This is a genomic window from Cyclobacterium sp. SYSU L10401 (genome assembly GCF_010993705.1).
Taxonomy (GTDB): domain Bacteria; phylum Bacteroidota; class Bacteroidia; order Cytophagales; family Cyclobacteriaceae; genus Cyclobacterium.
Genome location: NZ_WOFO01000007.1, coordinates 119,329 through 134,815, shown reverse-complemented (window position 1 = coordinate 134,815; position 15,487 = coordinate 119,329). Strand labels below are relative to the sequence as shown.

Below are 15,487 nucleotides of genomic sequence, written 5' to 3'. Positions count from 1 at the left end.
ATTTTTGACCAAATGACAAATCCTTTTTTTTAAAAATAAACCCCCACAAAACATGAGTCAGATAGCAATCAATTTTCAGGATGCCCAAAAGGCATTCTTGATTTTAAAAACATTAGATAAGGACAAAATAGCCGGTTTCCTTGAGGAAATGGCTAAACAAATAGATGCGATCAGGGATGATTTGATACCCACAGCCGCCCGGGAGTCCCACCTTCCTGAAGGGAGGATTACCGGCGAACTGGGCAGGACACTGGGGCAGATCAGGCTTTTTTCAGCCTTGGTGGCCGAAGGAAGTTGGGTGGAAGCCACCATTGATCACCCTGATCCTGATAGAAAACCGGCACCCAAGCCCGACATCAGGAGAATGCTAAAAGCCCTGGGACCCGTGGTGGTATTTGGGGCAAGCAATTTTCCGTTGGCTTTTTCTACTGCAGGAGGAGATACGGTCTCTGCCCTGGCAGCAGGATGCCCTGTTCTATACAAGGCTCATCCTGCTCATCCGGAAACTTCCCGTATGGTGGCCGAGTCGATAAAAAATGCTGTCCGGATCAGCGGATTGCCAAAAGGAACCTTTCACCATATAGAGGGCGGCATTGATACAGGGCAGGAACTGGTTGCCCATCCTTTAGCGAAGGCGGTGGCTTTTACCGGGTCCTACAGAGGGGGGAAGGCACTTTTTGATGCCTGCAATGCCAGAGAAAATCCAATCCCTGTTTTTGCTGAGATGGGAAGTGTCAATCCCATATTTGTAATGGAAGGTTACCTGGCTGATCGGATGGATGCTGCAGCGGCGGCTTACGCCTCCTCCCTGAGTTTGGGCGTTGGGCAATTTTGCACCAATCCCGGACTTATTTTTGTTCCCCGGTCACAGGAAGAAACTTTTGCTGCTGCAGTTGTTGACCAATTGAAGGAAGTGGCCGGAGCTCCCATGCTCCATGAGGGAATCTGTCATACCTATTACCAGGCACTGGAGACTTTGACCCAATCAAAAAAATTGAAATGGTTATTGCATTCGGAAGAAACAGATGTACTCACCGGAAACGTAGCCCTGGCCAAAATCAAGGCCTCAGATTGGCTGGCTGATGAGGCTTTCCAGGAAGAAGTCTTTGGTCCATTTGGCATCATGGTAGTTTACGAGGACCGGGATCAACTGCATGCTTTGGCAGAAAAATTGAAAGGGCAGCTCACCTGTACCATCTGGGCTGAGGAGGAGGAGCTGCAAAGCAGCGGTGACCTGCTACACCTGATAGAAGAAAAGTGTGGCAGACTTTTGTTTAAAGGTGTACCCACCGGAGTAGAGGTTGGGCATGCCATGCAGCATGGAGGGCCGTTTCCTGCCACCACCGATAGCAGGAGCACTTCTGTGGGATCCTACGCCATCAAACGTTTTGCCAGGCCAGTAGCCTATCAGGACATGCCGGATAGCCTGTTACCAGAAGCTTTAAAAGAAGGAAACCCAATGGCCATACTCCGAAAGGTGGATGGGGTTTGGGTAAATTACTAATCTCAACCCCGGCGCAGCCTTGAGTTTTTCATCCTGGAAGGAAGCGAACACTTTCCTAAATCAGCTATGAATATTTGATGTCTTGGCCACTGATTAAGTGATATTTTGCTTGCCTGGAGGAGTGTTTCAGCGGAGAGAGGTTGTTAACAACGGAAAGAAAAAAGTGAATCGGGGCGGGATAAGAAAAAATTATTCCGCTCCTTTTCTTTATAGCAAGACCAAATCCTCCACGACAGCTTTTCCGTATTTCTCCTCAATAAGTAGGAGGATTTTGGATTTGTTCATGGCCATTTCCTTTTTAAGGGGTCCTGAACTTATTTTGACATAGAGGATTTTCTTTCTGATGGAAAGACTTTGGGTCCGGGAGGCCACTGTTTTCCCCATGAGCAATCCCCACTCTTGTATGACGGTTTTTTCTGAATATTTATCCTTCAGCTTGTAGGCTTCCAAAAGCTCCTCAAAAACCTCTTTTAGTGGGGAGGTATTACTGGTTCTCTGGTTGCCTTTTGGATAATTCTTCATGCCATAAAGATAAGTTGATTCTTTAGATAAATAACTTTGCAGCCAGGTAATCTGCCAAGAGTTTTCCTTTATTGCTAAGGCTGATGGACTGGTACTCCATTTGGATCAAACCCTGCTGCTGCATGTCAGAAAGGGCTTTTTTCTTTTCCTTTAGCAGGTCCCAACCAAATTTTTCCAACAGGAAAGCTGGATCAATTCCCCAGATTGTCCGCAATGAGGTGAGCAGGTACTCATTGATTTGCTCAGTAGCGGATAGTGTTTCCTGCCGAAAGGCCGGTTTGTTTTCTTCCAGCAAGCGGATATAGCGGGTATTATGAGCTATATTAGATCCTCTGTGCGCTCCGTCAAATGAATGAGCTCCCGGGCCTATGCCCAAATAGGGCACACCCTTCCAATAATTGCTGTTGTGCAGGGAAAAGGCCTTGTCTCTCGCAAAATTAGAGATTTCATATTGTAGGTAGCCTGCTTTTTCCAGGCTTTGTTGTAGGATTTCAAATTGCTCGGCCTGAAAATCTTCCGAGGCCGCTTGAAATTTCCCCTTTTTCTCCCAAACCCCAAGTGCTGTCTTTGGCTCTATGGTGAGGCAATAAGAGCTGATATGGTCCGGAGTCAATGCCAGGGTTTGTGCGAGGTCTGCTTGCCAAATGCTGTGATCCTTATAGGGGAATCCATAGATTAAATCCATCGACAGGGATTTGAACCCGGCCTTTCTGGCTTTATCAATAGCCAGCAGCGATTCCCTGGCGTTATGCGACCGGTTGTAGAATTTTAAAACATCATCATCAAAACTCTGTATACCAATACTTAGCCGGTCGATCCCAAGGGCGAGCCATGCATCTAATTTTTTAGCTTCCAGGTCATCCGGATTGGCCTCTAAAGTGGTTTCCAGCAGCTGGCAATCAAAATGGGTATGGATGGCATCATGTATTTCCCGGATTTGGTCTGCTGTCAGAAGAGAGGGGGTACCTCCTCCGAAATAGAGGGTGTGAATGGCCTCTCCTTCCGGCAAATAATCCTTTCTGAGTTTCAGTTCCCGGCAGATCATGCTGACCATTTCTGGTGCATGCTTTCTGTTGGTACTGAAATGAAAATCACAATAATGACAGGCCTGCAAACAAAAAGGAATATGGATGTATATACCTGCCATGGTGATTAATTGATAGATGGAATCCCGGGAAATAGCCGTCGGGATGGAAAGCGGAGAAAGCTGTTGGTTTTACATGCTTGATTTTCTTTCATCTTCCCATGCAAAGCTAAAGATAATTGGAGAGAGGTTTTAGGATTTGGCGATAATTGAGTTAATTTTGAATCAAATTGATCTACCATTTCCAAAATTCAATGAAAATGATAATGCCCAAAACAGTACCGCTACTTATAATGGTCTTTTTGTTGATGTCTCAGGTTTCTTTGGCACAAATGGATATTAAAAAAAGTTTGGTGCCCAAAAATGCCAGCTTGAAAAAGGTAGGAGAAGGATATAGCTTTACAGAAGGCCCGGCAGTTGACAGGGAGGGGAACGTCTTTTTTACCGATCAACCCAATAATAAAATCTATAAGTGGAAATTTTCTAACGGGGAGATTTCTGTTTTTTCTGAGCAATCCGGAAGATCAAATGGCCTTTATTTTAACCTGGAGGGTGATTTGATCGCCTGTGCAGACATGGAAAACGAATTGTGGTCTTTTGACAAAGAAGGTAATCCAGAGGTACTGATTGAGAATTTCAAAGGAGAAAAGCTTAACGGACCTAATGATTTGTGGATCAATCCCAAGGGAGGGATTTACCTGACTGACCCTTTGTATAAACGAGATTATTGGGAAAGAGAGCCTGAAATGCAGCAAGATGGAGAGCATTTGTATTATCTGAGTAAAGACGGCCTACAATTTTTCAGGGTAGATGAAAACCTGGTTAAACCCAATGGATTGGTCGGGACTCCGGATGGAAAAAAACTGTATGTAGCTGATATAGGAGCTGATAAAACCTATGTGTACGATATAGAAGAGGATGGATACCTGACCAACAGGCGTTTATTCGTAGAAATGGGTTCAGATGGTATGACCCTGGATAACAGGGGAAATGTATACCTGACAGGTGATGGGGTGACCATATTCAATAGTAAAGGAGACAAAATCGGGCATATTCCTGTAGATGAAAATTGGACGGCAAATGTATGTTTTGGTGCAGGAGACAGAAAAACTTTGTTCATTACGGCCATGGGGTCTGTGTATACTTTTCCAATGAAGGTAAGGGGTGTTTGGTAAGTGGGCTACAAGCACTTTTTTGTTTGCAGTTTTTTTTTATTTCCTGGTACTGTATGGGGCAGGATCAGGATTACGTGTTGACTGTGGATTTGTACAGCGAACAGGAGGATGTCAAAAGAACCAGGGAAATTAATTTTGCCGATAGCCTGGGAATACACCATTTTTCTACCCATCTGGTTGACTCACTTCATGCGGAAGGATACCTAAACCTGAAGCGCACACTCCGGTTTAGCGCTAACAAAAAAGCACTCTTGTCCCTTGATGCCGGCAGACAGTATAAATGGGTGCGATTAAGCCAAGGAAACCTGGAGGCTTGGATAGCCAATGCCATACAGGATAAGCACTTCATTCCTGATGGCAGTCCATTTCAGTTCCGTGAAGTTCGGCGATTGATGGATGAGATCCTGGAAACCGGCCAAAACAATGGTTTCCCCTTTATGTCCGTTAAATTAGATAGCATAGACATTGAAAATGAACAGGTGACAGCAGGGATATTTATGGATAAAGGCCCACTGATTACCTTTGATACCTTGCAAGTAACAGGGAATTCCAAATCTCAACCCCTGTATTTGGCCAGAAAAACCAGTATTATTCCGGGTGAGCCTTTTTCTCAAAAAAAAGTAAACCGGGTTGTGGACGCACTAGACAATAATGTGCCCTATGTGAGCCTTGCAGGTAGTCCTGAGTTGTCTTTTCAAAATGAAGCGGCTACCGTTTATTTGCCGGTCAATGACCGACGAATGAATGCCATTGATGGGGTCATCGGGTTGCTTCCCAATGAAATTGAAGCCAACAAGTGGTTGGTCACAGGGCAGTTTGATTTGCAGCTTTACAATGTTTCGGGTAAGGGAAGGGATTACCTGCTCAATTGGCAGAGGCTAACGCAATATTCTCAAAATCTTCGCCTGGAAGCCAGTGAACCTTACATACTTGGATCCCGACTAGATATTAGCGGTGCCTTTTCATTGTTGAAAGAGGACACTACATTTTTGAATAGAGACTTTAGTTTCAGGGTAGGTTACCAAATGGCGACCCATACCCATATTCGTTTTTTCAGTAAATGGCAGGCCGGTGACCTGCTCAGCGTAAGCAGGTATAAGGATGCCACCAACCTACCTGAAGTGGCGGATTTCAGATTCAATAGTTATGGAGCGATTTTGCAATACACCCATGTGGATGATTTGATTGTTCCGAAATCGGGGTGGAGAAGCAACCTGACATTTGGGATAGGTAATAAAATTATAAAAGAAAACACGGGCATCGCAACAGCGCTTTATGCGGATATAGAAAAAAATTCCCTTCAGTATTATTTTCAGGGAAAGCTAGATTATTATTTCAAATGGGAGAAGAATTTTAGTTCGAGATTATCCCTTCATGCGGGAGAATTAAATAATTCCAATCTCCTGCTGAATGATTTGTTCCGTTTAGGGGGCTTACAATCCATTCGGGGCTTCAATGAAAACTTTTTTTATTCCAATCGCTATGTATACATGAACCTGGAGCCCAGGTATTATTTCGGAAATTATTCTTATTTCCTTTTGTTTACAGACTTTGGTATGGTGGAGGATGAGGTAAGGCAGCAGGACAGGGATTGGCCATTTTCTTTTGGCGGGGGATTAAGTTTGGAAACAGCCGGGGGGATTTTTAATTTTGTCTATGCCTTGGGTAAGGCCGCCGACCAGCCACTTGGTTTTAATTATTCGAGGATTCATTTTGGTTTTACGGGACGTTTTTAATGAAAAGAAAGCATCAGTTTTTATTGTTGATTATTGGCATCTCAAGTATGCTGGCTTTTCCGGAAAAAGCATTCTCCCAGGTTTTGTTTAATTATGATCCTGATATTAAACTTTCAAAGGAAAGGACTGTGTTTACCCCAAACGATGCGGTATTTGTTTGGGTGGATACCCGGAAATTTACAACTGCGGAGTGGAGGATCAGGATTCCCGGAGGTGCTGCCTTGTTTATGGGAGAAGCGTTATGGATGCTGGCGGAAGAGGATACCCTGCTTTTTATTTCTAATCAGGAGTTGGAATCAAGGATTGGAAAATCCGGGGAATTAAAGATATCGGCCTTTAAGAGGGGGATTGCAACAAGGGATTTTTCGGTAAGGAAGGGTTTTTTTGATTCAGATGCCGGTCCACCAGGACTTCAAAATGATGCGATTGATACTAAAAGAAGTAGAGATAAATTTAAGGATTTCTTCTTTATCATCGTGCTGGCCATTCTATTTTTTCTGGCTCTTTTCAGGGTATTGTTTCCATCGATTTTCGGCCTTTTTTGGAATCCAATAGCCATATTTTCTTTTGAGGACCTGTGGGAATCTGTAAGTTTTTCCAAGATTTACTCCGCAGAACTGTTGTTTTATCTGATATTGATCAATATGGGTATGGCATTGATGATTATTTTTGGTATTCACTTATTCGAAATCGATCTTTTTGGACTATCCTTTGGGAATGAAGTTCAAATGATGGTTTTCATTTGGTTGGCATGTACCCTTTGCCTGACCCTGATTACATTTTTAAAATTTATTTGGTTAGGGATCAATACCTACCTGTTTGAGTTGGATAAAATTGCCCTTCCTCACTTTTTTTACTTGCTGAAAGTAAGCGGTTTTGGGTTATTGGTTCTGATTGGAGGTACAGTAATTTTGTATACCAACAATTTGTTTTCAGGGGGAACATATGTTTGGGGGCTATTCATTTCTTTTCTGGTAGTATATACGCTGGGTATAATTGGCTTATCTATCTGGTTGTACAAAAAAAATGGTTTTAATAATTATCATTTATTTTCATACCTTTGCACCTCTGAATTGATCCCCTTTTTGGTGATTTGTAAACTTCTCCTAGGGTAAAGGAAAAAAAAATAAAATGACGCAATCAACAAAAGACAGATTAAACCGGGTTAGAAGCATTTTGGTGTCTCAGCCAAAACCATCTGATGAGCGGTCACCCTATTTTCAATTGGCTGAGAAGTACAAGATTAAAATTGACTTCAGGCCATTCATTCAGGTGGAGCCGGTATCCATCAAAGATTTCAGAAAGCAGAAAATAGAAATATTAAAACACACGGCTGTTATTTTTACCAGCAGAAATGCAATAGATCACTTTTTTGGCATCTGTCAGGAATTGAAGATTGAAATGCCGGCAGATATGAAATACTTTTGTATTTCTGAGCAAACAGCACATTATCTTCAAAAGTATATTGTCATCCGGAAAAGGAAGTTGTTTGTTGGGAATCGCACGGCAGCAGATCTTTTTGATTTCTTTAAAAAACATAAATCTGAAAAATATTTATTTCCCTGTTCGGATATCAGAAAGGATGACATTCCAACTTATCTGAGTGAAAATAACATTTCTTTTACAGAGGCCATCATCTATCATACAGTAGCGGCAGACCTTTCCGATTTGAAGGACATCAAATATGATATTTTGGCGTTTTACAGTCCTTCAGGCATAAAATCACTTTTCAGTAATTTTCCGGACTTTGAGCAGGGCAAGACCAGAATTGCTGCCTTTGGTCCGACTACCTCACAGGCAGTAAAGGAAGAGGGATTGATTTTAGACATAGAGGCTCCCCTTCCAAATGCGCCAAGTATGACAGGGGCATTGGAACTTTACATAAAAAAAGCGAATAAAATCTGATTTCTTTTAATCTTTTTTCAGGAAAATTCAGTTTAAATGTGTAGAATAGATTTTCAATTGCAAAATGTCTTTTACACATGACCATTAAAACCTACCTGTTAACCTGTGTGTTTTTTTGCCTTGCATTTCTGTTGGTCATTCCTGCAGCAATCAGCCAGCAAGATGCACAGCTTACCCAATACATGTATAATGGTCTATTTTATAACCCTGCCTTTGCCGGCAAAGATGCCGGATATTCCATATCTGCTTTGCACCGAAGCCAATGGCTGGATTATACCACAAGTACCGGAGCAGGCGGGGCCCCCACTACGCAATTGCTGTCAGCTTCTGGTAGAATGAAAAACATCCCGATAGGTTTTGGACTGGTAGCGGTCAATGATGAAATCGGGCCATTTAATAATCAGGAAGTGAATTTATCTCTGGCCTACCACTTATCCTTGGGCAGAGGTGTATTGAGTATGGGTGCTGCCGGCGGTTTTTTTTCCAGCACCATTAGGTATGATGAATTTCTTCCGGTTAATCCCGACCCCAATATTCCTTCCGGAGGAAACGAAAACCAGGTCAATCCCAACGTTACGGTAGGTTTGTTATATGATCGGGGCAGTTTTTATTTGGGTTTGAGCAGTAGGAATCTGAATGAACCTGGTTTTGATTTTGGAGACGGGAATTTGGCCAACAGACTGGAAAATCACAATTACCTTTTAGCAGGTTACAGAATAAACACTTTTGCGCAATTTACGGTTGAACCAAGTATATTGGTAAAATCAGTATCCTTAAATAATTTTTCCTATGACTTTAGCGTTATAGGCTCGTACAATAATAAAATCAGTTTGGGATTGGCTTACAGAGGAGAGGAATCGGCATCGGTGTTGCTGGGCTATAGTCTGTTAAGAGATAATTCCCTAAGGTTGGGTTATGCATTTGATTTGGTAGTGGGTGGACTGGAAGCAAAATCTCCATCATCTCATGAGTTCATGTTAACCTATAATTTACCCCAGGTAACCAGACAAATTGAGAGGGTGATTCAGAGAACGCCGAGATTTAGGTTTTAAGGAATTAAACTTTATTGAAAAATTCCTTGTGTTTTTCTGATAAAATCTGTTAAATTTCGAATTGGTTATTCGTTTAAATGGTTGAAAATGAATGTAGTTAATTTAATGTCATTTATGTTTAAAAAAATGAATCGGCGCTTTTTTTCCCTCATTTTGGGGTTGGTAATAATGACACTACTTCAGGGTTGTGGCCTTTTTGGAAATAAAGGCACTTCTAGTGAAAAGCTGAACAGAAGAGGTGAAGTAACGGGCGTGCCAAAACGCTCCGGTTGGCAACAAGCCCTGCCATTTGAAATGGCCCCGGTAAAAGCTGGAACATTCTGGCTCGGACAGTCTGATGAAGACATCGCCTTGAGCATGTCATCCATGAATAAGCAGGTCACCATATCTGAGTTTTTCATGGATAAATACGAGGTGTCTAATAATAAGTACCGGCAATTTCTGGATGCCGTTCGCATGGGCGATCTGGCCTTGGGGACACCTACCACCCAGGCAGAAGCACCTGAGTTTGTATTGGAAGAGTTGCTTCCGGACACTACGGTATGGTCTACCAGTTTTACCCACCATTATGGAGATCCTTTAATGGAATATTATTTTGACCACCCGGCCTTCGACGATTATCCTGTTGTTGGAATTAGCTGGGACCAGGCCAAGCAATTCTGCGAATGGAAATCCTACCACATGAATGCCAATGACGAATCAGAATTTGATATGCCCAAATTCAGGCTTCCTTTCGAGGCCGAATGGGAATATGCAGCCAAAGGAGGAAAGGAAATCGCAAAATATCCCTGGGGAGGTCCTTACCTTAAGAATAGGAGGGGATGCCTGATGGCTAACTTTAAGCCAGGACGTGGTAATTACATTGATGACGGATTCGCCTATACCGCTCCGGTTGATGCCTTTGCCCCCAACGGCTTTGGGCTGTACAACATGGCAGGAAACGTTTCCGAATGGGTGGAAGATGCCTATAATCCAGCAGCCAATGCGTTGATCTGGGACATGAACCCCACATTTAAGGATACCACTGAGACCAAAAAAGTTGTCAGGGGAGGATCCTGGAAGGATGTGGCTCACTTTTTAGAAACCAGTGCCAGGAATTACGAGTACCAATATGTCCAAACTGCTCACATTGGCTTCCGTACAGCCATGACCTATATTGGACGATCTGGCAGCATGGAAGTGAAATCAAACAAAAGAAGCAGAAGATAAAATCACCTAATCAATATCACTCGATCGATTGTAAATAGTATTCCATTCAAATTTAAAGTTTTTTTAAAATTATGTCAACAGAGAAAAACACCTTCGCTTATAAGTTTTATGGTTCAATCATGCCTAAGATTTATGGCATCGGAGCAGCAGTAGTTATCCTGGGAGCCATGTTTAAGATTTTGGATTGGCCCTTTGCTTCCTTAATGATTGGGGTAGGTTTGACTACCGAGGCACTCATCTTCTTTTTATCGGCCTTTGAACCTAAAAATGAGGAATTGGATTGGACAAAAGTATATCCCGAACTGGGTGGAGCCAATACAGGAGCAGCCCCTGCAAAAACTGCAAGAGTAAGTACTGACCAGACTTCCCAAAAAATGGATCAGCTTCTGGAAAAGGCTAAAATAGGTCCTGAGCTGCTTGAAAGCCTGGGTAAAGGCATGCAGAACCTGGCAAGTACTACCGAAAAATTAGGTACTTTGACAGATGCGACTGTTGCTACCAACGAGTATGCTGAAAATGTAAAGAAGGCTTCAAAATCCCTCGTGGATATCAATGATTCTTACAGTAAAACAGCGACTGCGCTGGCTGAAATGTCATCTGCAACCGACGATGCCAAGGCTTATAGAGAACAAATTGTAAACGTGACCAGAAATTTGTCGGCTTTAAATAATGTGTATGAAGAGGAATTGAAAGATTCCAACATGCATGCAAAAACAATCAGTAAATTTTATTCCAACGTCACGGCTGCGATGGAAGGTATTTCAGAAGCCGGAAAAGAAACAGAAACTTTTAAAACCGAACTGGCGAAACTTAACCAGAATGTCAATTCCCTGAACAAGGTTTATGGAGGCATGCTTTCAGCTATGAAAGGTTAAATCGTTACTTATCAGTTCTTATTATTTCGTACTATTTAAATATAATTTAGCTTATGGCGGGTGGCAAAGAAACACCAAGACAGCGGATGATCGGGATGATGTACCTGGTACTGACGGCTCTGTTGGCACTTCAGGTAAGTAACCAGATCCTTCAGAAATTTGTACTGATCAACGATGGTCTGGAAAGAACTTCAAAGAATTACATTCAGAAAAATCAGTTTTCGGTGAATATCATCTCTTCTACAGTAGAACAGCAAGGGAATAATCCGGTAGATTTGCCCAAAGTAGCTGCGGCTGAAGAGATACGGGCTAAAAGTACCGAGCTCTACAATTACCTGGAAGAAGCAAAAACAACCTTGATAGAGCAATCCAATGCCATCAATGATGAAGGAAACTTCAAAACTTCAGCTTTGAAAAACGTTGATATTCCGGGAAATATTTTTAATAATAACCGGCTGGGGTATGAGATGCAGGAACAATTAAATCAGTATCCTGAAGAGCTGAGTCAAATACTTGCAGATCTTGACATTCAGCGATCTTTTGAAAAAATTGCCAAAGATGCTGAAGAAATTGATCTATTTAAAAATGATGTGGATGTAAATTACAAAGATTATGTCAATTTAAATTATGTTAAATCTCCTATAGGTGCGGTTTTAGCCATCATTAGTCAGCACCAGAATGAAGTTTTAAATATCGAAAGTGAGGCATTGAGCGCCATTACCAGTTCTTTGGGTGAGTTTATTTTTGAGGCGGATAACCTTAAAGCCAGAATTGCTGCCAATTCAAACGTAGTAGCTGCGGGTACCACTTTTGAGGCAGAAATGTTTCTAGCCTCTTCCTCCTCTTCTACCGAGCTAAAAATGACCGCAGATGGCAGGGAAATACCTGTATCTGATGGTTTTGGTCAAATTGAGTTTCCTGTGGCTCCGGCATCTAATTATGATGATCGTGGCCTTGCACCAAGAACCCTGAGGGGAGAAATCGTGGTGCCCATAGGAGGTGAGGATAGTGTGTTTAATATTGATTATGAGTATTTTGTGGCTCAGCCGGTCATTAAAGTAAGTTCTGAAGTAGTCAATCAATTGTATGCAGAATGTGCCAATGACCTGGTCATTGAAGTACCCGCTTTAGGTAATGCCTATTCCCCAGAGTTTTCCGTTTCCGGTGGTCAGGCGATTAAAGGTTCCAGACCTTCGGACGTTACCATTATACCTGGGGCCTCAGGAAAAGTAAATATTGGCGTTTCCAGTGGGGGAAACAGAATTGGATCAGTTGATTATGACATCAAACCTGTACCGGCGCCCACCATCAGGCCTTTTAGTGGCGATACCCAGATTGATTTGCAAAATCCCGTTACGGCAAGTAGTCTGACCAATCTCCAGATCAGGGCCATTCCGGAACCTACTTTTGGTAGGACCATGCCAAGAGATGCCAAATTTGAAGTTACAGGTGGGGAGGTTCGACTGGTAAGAAATGATGTGCCGCGGGAAAGTGTAAACATCACAGGGCAGAACGTTGCTGTCAGAAATTTGCTGGCACAAGCCCAAAGTGGAGATAAACTTGTGGTAATAGCACGTGAAGTTACCAGAACCAATTTTAGGGGAAATCAAATTAAAAGCACTGTAAATGAAGTCTATCCCATCTCTATCAGATAATATACTTTATCCGGGGACGTTATAGACATACTAAATTGAAGGAATCATGATGAAAACAAGAAAATTAAGTCGGGAGCTTTTGCTACTTTTTGTAGCAGGTGTTTTTTTGGCAGTACCCGGGTTTTCACAAAACACGAATACTCAAAACCCCAGTGAGCAAGTTGGGGACTCAGATTTTGATGTTGATACCGTTTATTCCGTACTTCCCATTCGGGAAGTGGATAAGATGTATCAGGTGGGGGTCTGGAGAAGAATAGATTTGCGGGAAAAATTTAACCTCCCCTTATATGGGACAGGTGGACTTAAATCTGATGGTATCATGATGAATATCTATGATGCCATTGTCAATGAAAATGCTTTTGAAATATATGCAGATGAAGAATTTACCCAACCCCTATCCATCAGCGAATTCCAAACCAATTTTCTAACGGCAGAGAATGGAGACAGTGTATTTGTAAAAGACATTTACTATCTGGATTTCAAGGAAGATTTTGTTTTTGACAAGCACAGGTCAGAAATTAAATTTGATGTAAAATACCTGGAATTGGTAATGCCTTCCGAGACCAATGCCAATGTGGGACAAAAATCCATTGCCTTTATCCGGTTCAAGGATTTCTATAATTATTTTAATGATGTGGAAAAAGGACAGTGGCTGAACTTCCAAAATACTTCCAAACACTTGCCATACAGTCAGGCCTTTGACCTGCGTTTGTTCAGGTCTGTGGTAAGGAAATATACCAATCCGGACAATGCACTCATCGTGGATATGATCGATCCGGATAATCCCAATGCCCAGCTTCAGGCTTATTTGAATTCTCTTGATTTCGAATATGAATTGCTTGAATGGGAAAACAACCTTTGGGAATGGTAATAGAAAAAATAATTCTTCAGGAATAGTAGAAAGCAGTTCTGTTTAGAACTGCTTTTTTTATGGGTGAAGCTCCTTGTAAATTTTACTGGCTTTATCTTTTCCAATTTCGCCAGATAGTTCTTCTAGTGTGGCTTTCTGTATATTCTTAAAGGACTTGAAGCGACTCAGGAGTTTATGGGCTGTGTGCTCTCCTATGCCTTCTATGGTGGTCAATTGTGTTCCCAACGCCCCTTTACTCCTCAGGTTTCGATGAAATGTAATGGCAAAGCGATGCGCCTCGTCTCTGATGCGCTGGATCAATCTCAGGGATTCTGATTTTTTATCTACAAAGACGGGATATTGATCTCCGGGAAAATAGATTTCTTCCAGGCGTTTGGCAATCCCTATAATGGGTACTTTTTTATAGATGTCCAGGGTTTTCAGGGCTGCCACAGCTGAAGATAATTGCCCTTTTCCACCATCTATGACGATGAGGTTTGGAAGTGATTGACCTTCCTGAAGTATTCTTTTATATCTTCTGAGTACTACTTCTTCCATGCTGGCAAAATCATTGGGGCCTGATACCGTTTTGATGTGATAGTGTCTGTATTCTTTTTTACTAGGTTTTCCATCTTTAAAACATACCATACTGGCCACGGGATTGCTTCCCTGAATATTGGAATTGTCGAAGCATTCTATGTGGTAGGGGAGCTCTCCCAATGAAAGGTCTTTCTGGAGTTGAAGCAATACCCGGTTCTTTTTATTTTTTGTTTCTCCTGCCAACAAGGCTTTTTCCTTCTTGTAGTAAAGGGCATTTTTCAGGCTTAATTCGATTAATTTTCTCTTATCTCCGATTTTTGGTTGGACCAATTGTAAACCTTCCGGGCTGTCCTCAAAGTCAAGATTTACCAGTACTTCTTTGGCATCACTTTGGAATTGGTCCCTCAGCCGGACGATAGCGGTTAACAGGAGCTCCTGATCAGGTTCATCCAGTTTCTTTTTCAGTTCCACGGTTTTGCTGAGGGTGATGGCCCCATTTTTTATGCGCAGGTAATTGACAAAAGCATATTTTTCCTCACTGACGATGGAAAAAACATCCAAACTATCTACATTCGGGTTGATCACCAGGGATCTGGCCTGGTATTTTTCAAGCAAGTCGAATTTTTCTTTGTATAAATGTGCGTTTTCAAAATCCAGTGCGGTTGCAGCAGCTTGCATGGATTCTTTAAAATAGTTTTTAGCAAAGCTCAGGTTACCTTTCAGGATGTTTCTGGCTTGTTCTATGTCCTTCAAATAACTGGATTCATCCTGCAGACCCTCACAGGGTCCCTTGCAATTTCCCAGGTGATATTCGAGACATACTTTGTAATTAGATGCTTTGATTTTTTCCAGCGAAAGGTCCAGTTTGCAAGTCCTGATGGTAAATAGGGATAGGATTAAATCCAGCACATTGTTCATGGCTTTTACACTGGCAAAGGGTCCGAAATAGGTTCCTTTGGAGGGGATTACCCTTCTTGTAGGATATATTCTGGGAAAAGACTCATTGGTAAGCAGTAAATAGGGATAGGTTTTATCATCTTTTAACAAAACATTGTACCTGGGCTGGGATTTTTTGATGAGGTTGTTTTCCAGCAATAAGGCATCAAATTCAGAATTGACGATGGTAATTTCTATTTTCTCGATTTCTCTTACCATCCTGCGGGTTTTCTGGTTGATTCCCGCGTTTTTATTGAAATAACTTCCAACCCTTTTTTTAAGATTTTTTGCCTTTCCTACATAGATCAATATACCTTCTTTGTTGTAATACCTGTAGACCCCGGGAAGATCAGGGAGTTGATGGTATTCCCTGGGAAGGTAGGATGGGGAATGCATGTCGTCCATAAAGGAAAGAAATTATTGGTCGACTTTCAGGAAATCCTT

The 15,487-nt window shown here is 42.1% G+C and carries 13 protein-coding genes; 10 read left to right on the top strand and 3 right to left on the bottom strand.

The genetic code is table 11. From position 1 onward, the window contains the following. Nucleotides 1-52: 52 nt before the first annotated feature. The gene (locus GL182_RS16645; protein WP_163380908.1) at nucleotides 53-1,504 is read left to right on the top strand and encodes an aldehyde dehydrogenase (NADP(+)); all 1,452 of its coding nucleotides are present in this window, start codon (nucleotides 53-55) and stop codon (nucleotides 1,502-1,504) included. A 207-nt stretch (nucleotides 1,505-1,711) separates the two neighbouring features. On the opposite strand, the gene GL182_RS16640 is transcribed toward GL182_RS16645, so the two are convergent. Beyond that, nucleotides 1,712-2,026, bottom strand: coding sequence for a DUF721 domain-containing protein (locus GL182_RS16640; RefSeq protein ID WP_163380907.1), 315 nt, complete (start codon nucleotides 2,024-2,026; stop codon nucleotides 1,712-1,714). A 22-nt stretch (nucleotides 2,027-2,048) separates the two neighbouring features. Then, nucleotides 2,049-3,173 carry a radical SAM family heme chaperone HemW gene (gene hemW / locus GL182_RS16635; RefSeq protein WP_163380906.1) on the bottom strand — a complete coding sequence of 375 codons (1,125 nt, stop codon included), beginning with the start codon at nucleotides 3,171-3,173 and terminating at the stop codon, nucleotides 2,049-2,051. Between the two features lie 203 nt (nucleotides 3,174-3,376). Between hemW and GL182_RS16630 the strand changes: the two genes are divergently transcribed. From GL182_RS16630 to gldN, 9 genes are all read left to right on the top strand, one after another. Then, complete coding sequence (locus GL182_RS16630) at nucleotides 3,377-4,285, top strand: SMP-30/gluconolactonase/LRE family protein (protein ID WP_410265359.1); 909 nt, start codon at nucleotides 3,377-3,379, stop codon at nucleotides 4,283-4,285. A 53-nt stretch (nucleotides 4,286-4,338) separates the two neighbouring features. Continuing rightward, nucleotides 4,339-6,021 (top strand): BamA/TamA family outer membrane protein, encoded by a 1,683-nt coding sequence (locus GL182_RS16625; protein WP_163380905.1) that lies wholly within the window; start codon nucleotides 4,339-4,341, stop codon nucleotides 6,019-6,021. Beyond that, nucleotides 6,021-7,136 carry a DUF4271 domain-containing protein gene (locus GL182_RS16620; RefSeq protein WP_163380904.1) on the top strand — a complete coding sequence of 372 codons (1,116 nt, stop codon included), beginning with the start codon at nucleotides 6,021-6,023 and terminating at the stop codon, nucleotides 7,134-7,136. Before GL182_RS16625 ends, GL182_RS16620 begins: the two co-directional genes overlap by 1 nt. Nucleotides 7,137-7,152: 16 nt before the next feature. Then, the gene (locus GL182_RS16615; RefSeq protein ID WP_163380903.1) at nucleotides 7,153-7,926 is read left to right on the top strand and encodes a uroporphyrinogen-III synthase; all 774 of its coding nucleotides are present in this window, start codon (nucleotides 7,153-7,155) and stop codon (nucleotides 7,924-7,926) included. Between the two features lie 77 nt (nucleotides 7,927-8,003). Beyond that, a complete protein-coding gene (locus GL182_RS16610) occupies nucleotides 8,004-8,978 on the top strand; it encodes a type IX secretion system membrane protein PorP/SprF (protein WP_163380902.1) in 975 nt (324 codons plus the stop codon). A 114-nt stretch (nucleotides 8,979-9,092) separates the two neighbouring features. After that, nucleotides 9,093-10,187, top strand: coding sequence for a gliding motility lipoprotein GldK (gldK, locus tag GL182_RS16605; protein ID WP_163380901.1), 1,095 nt, complete (start codon nucleotides 9,093-9,095; stop codon nucleotides 10,185-10,187). 71 nt (nucleotides 10,188-10,258) lie between these two features. Next, complete coding sequence (gene gldL, locus GL182_RS16600; RefSeq protein ID WP_163380900.1) at nucleotides 10,259-11,062, top strand: gliding motility protein GldL; 804 nt, start codon at nucleotides 10,259-10,261, stop codon at nucleotides 11,060-11,062. Between the two features lie 53 nt (nucleotides 11,063-11,115). Further along, a complete protein-coding gene (gene gldM / locus GL182_RS16595; protein WP_163380899.1) occupies nucleotides 11,116-12,717 on the top strand; it encodes a gliding motility protein GldM in 1,602 nt (533 codons plus the stop codon). Nucleotides 12,718-12,766: 49 nt separating this feature from the next. Beyond that, the gene (gene gldN / locus GL182_RS16590) at nucleotides 12,767-13,588 is read left to right on the top strand and encodes a gliding motility protein GldN (protein ID WP_410265363.1); all 822 of its coding nucleotides are present in this window, start codon (nucleotides 12,767-12,769) and stop codon (nucleotides 13,586-13,588) included. Between the two features lie 57 nt (nucleotides 13,589-13,645). Here gldN and uvrC read toward each other — a convergent pair whose 3' ends face one another. Next, entirely contained in the window at nucleotides 13,646-15,439 is a 1,794-nt protein-coding gene (gene uvrC / locus GL182_RS16585) for an excinuclease ABC subunit UvrC (protein ID WP_163381038.1), read from the bottom strand. Nucleotides 15,440-15,487 lie beyond the last annotated feature (48 nt).

What these genes read in the sequence shown, in the direction of transcription:
- uvrC (WP_163381038.1), bottom strand. Translation starts at nt 15,439, where the DNA reads ATGCATTCCCCATCCTACCTTCCCAGGGAATACCATCAACTCCCTGAT.
- GL182_RS16645 (WP_163380908.1), top strand. Translation starts at nt 53, where the DNA reads ATGAGTCAGATAGCAATCAATTTTCAGGATGCCCAAAAGGCATTCTTG.
- GL182_RS16620 (WP_163380904.1), top strand. Translation starts at nt 6,021, where the DNA reads ATGAAAAGAAAGCATCAGTTTTTATTGTTGATTATTGGCATCTCAAGT.
- GL182_RS16630 (WP_410265359.1), top strand. Translation starts at nt 3,377, where the DNA reads ATGCCCAAAACAGTACCGCTACTTATAATGGTCTTTTTGTTGATGTCT.
- GL182_RS16610 (WP_163380902.1), top strand. Translation starts at nt 8,004, where the DNA reads ATGACCATTAAAACCTACCTGTTAACCTGTGTGTTTTTTTGCCTTGCA.
- hemW (WP_163380906.1), bottom strand. Translation starts at nt 3,173, where the DNA reads ATGGCAGGTATATACATCCATATTCCTTTTTGTTTGCAGGCCTGTCAT.
- gldL (WP_163380900.1), top strand. Translation starts at nt 10,259, where the DNA reads ATGTCAACAGAGAAAAACACCTTCGCTTATAAGTTTTATGGTTCAATC.
- GL182_RS16640 (WP_163380907.1), bottom strand. Translation starts at nt 2,026, where the DNA reads ATGAAGAATTATCCAAAAGGCAACCAGAGAACCAGTAATACCTCCCCA.
- gldN (WP_410265363.1), top strand. Translation starts at nt 12,767, where the DNA reads ATGAAAACAAGAAAATTAAGTCGGGAGCTTTTGCTACTTTTTGTAGCA.
- gldK (WP_163380901.1), top strand. Translation starts at nt 9,093, where the DNA reads ATGTTTAAAAAAATGAATCGGCGCTTTTTTTCCCTCATTTTGGGGTTG.
- GL182_RS16625 (WP_163380905.1), top strand. Translation starts at nt 4,339, where the DNA reads ATGGGGCAGGATCAGGATTACGTGTTGACTGTGGATTTGTACAGCGAA.
- gldM (WP_163380899.1), top strand. Translation starts at nt 11,116, where the DNA reads ATGGCGGGTGGCAAAGAAACACCAAGACAGCGGATGATCGGGATGATG.
- GL182_RS16615 (WP_163380903.1), top strand. Translation starts at nt 7,153, where the DNA reads ATGACGCAATCAACAAAAGACAGATTAAACCGGGTTAGAAGCATTTTG.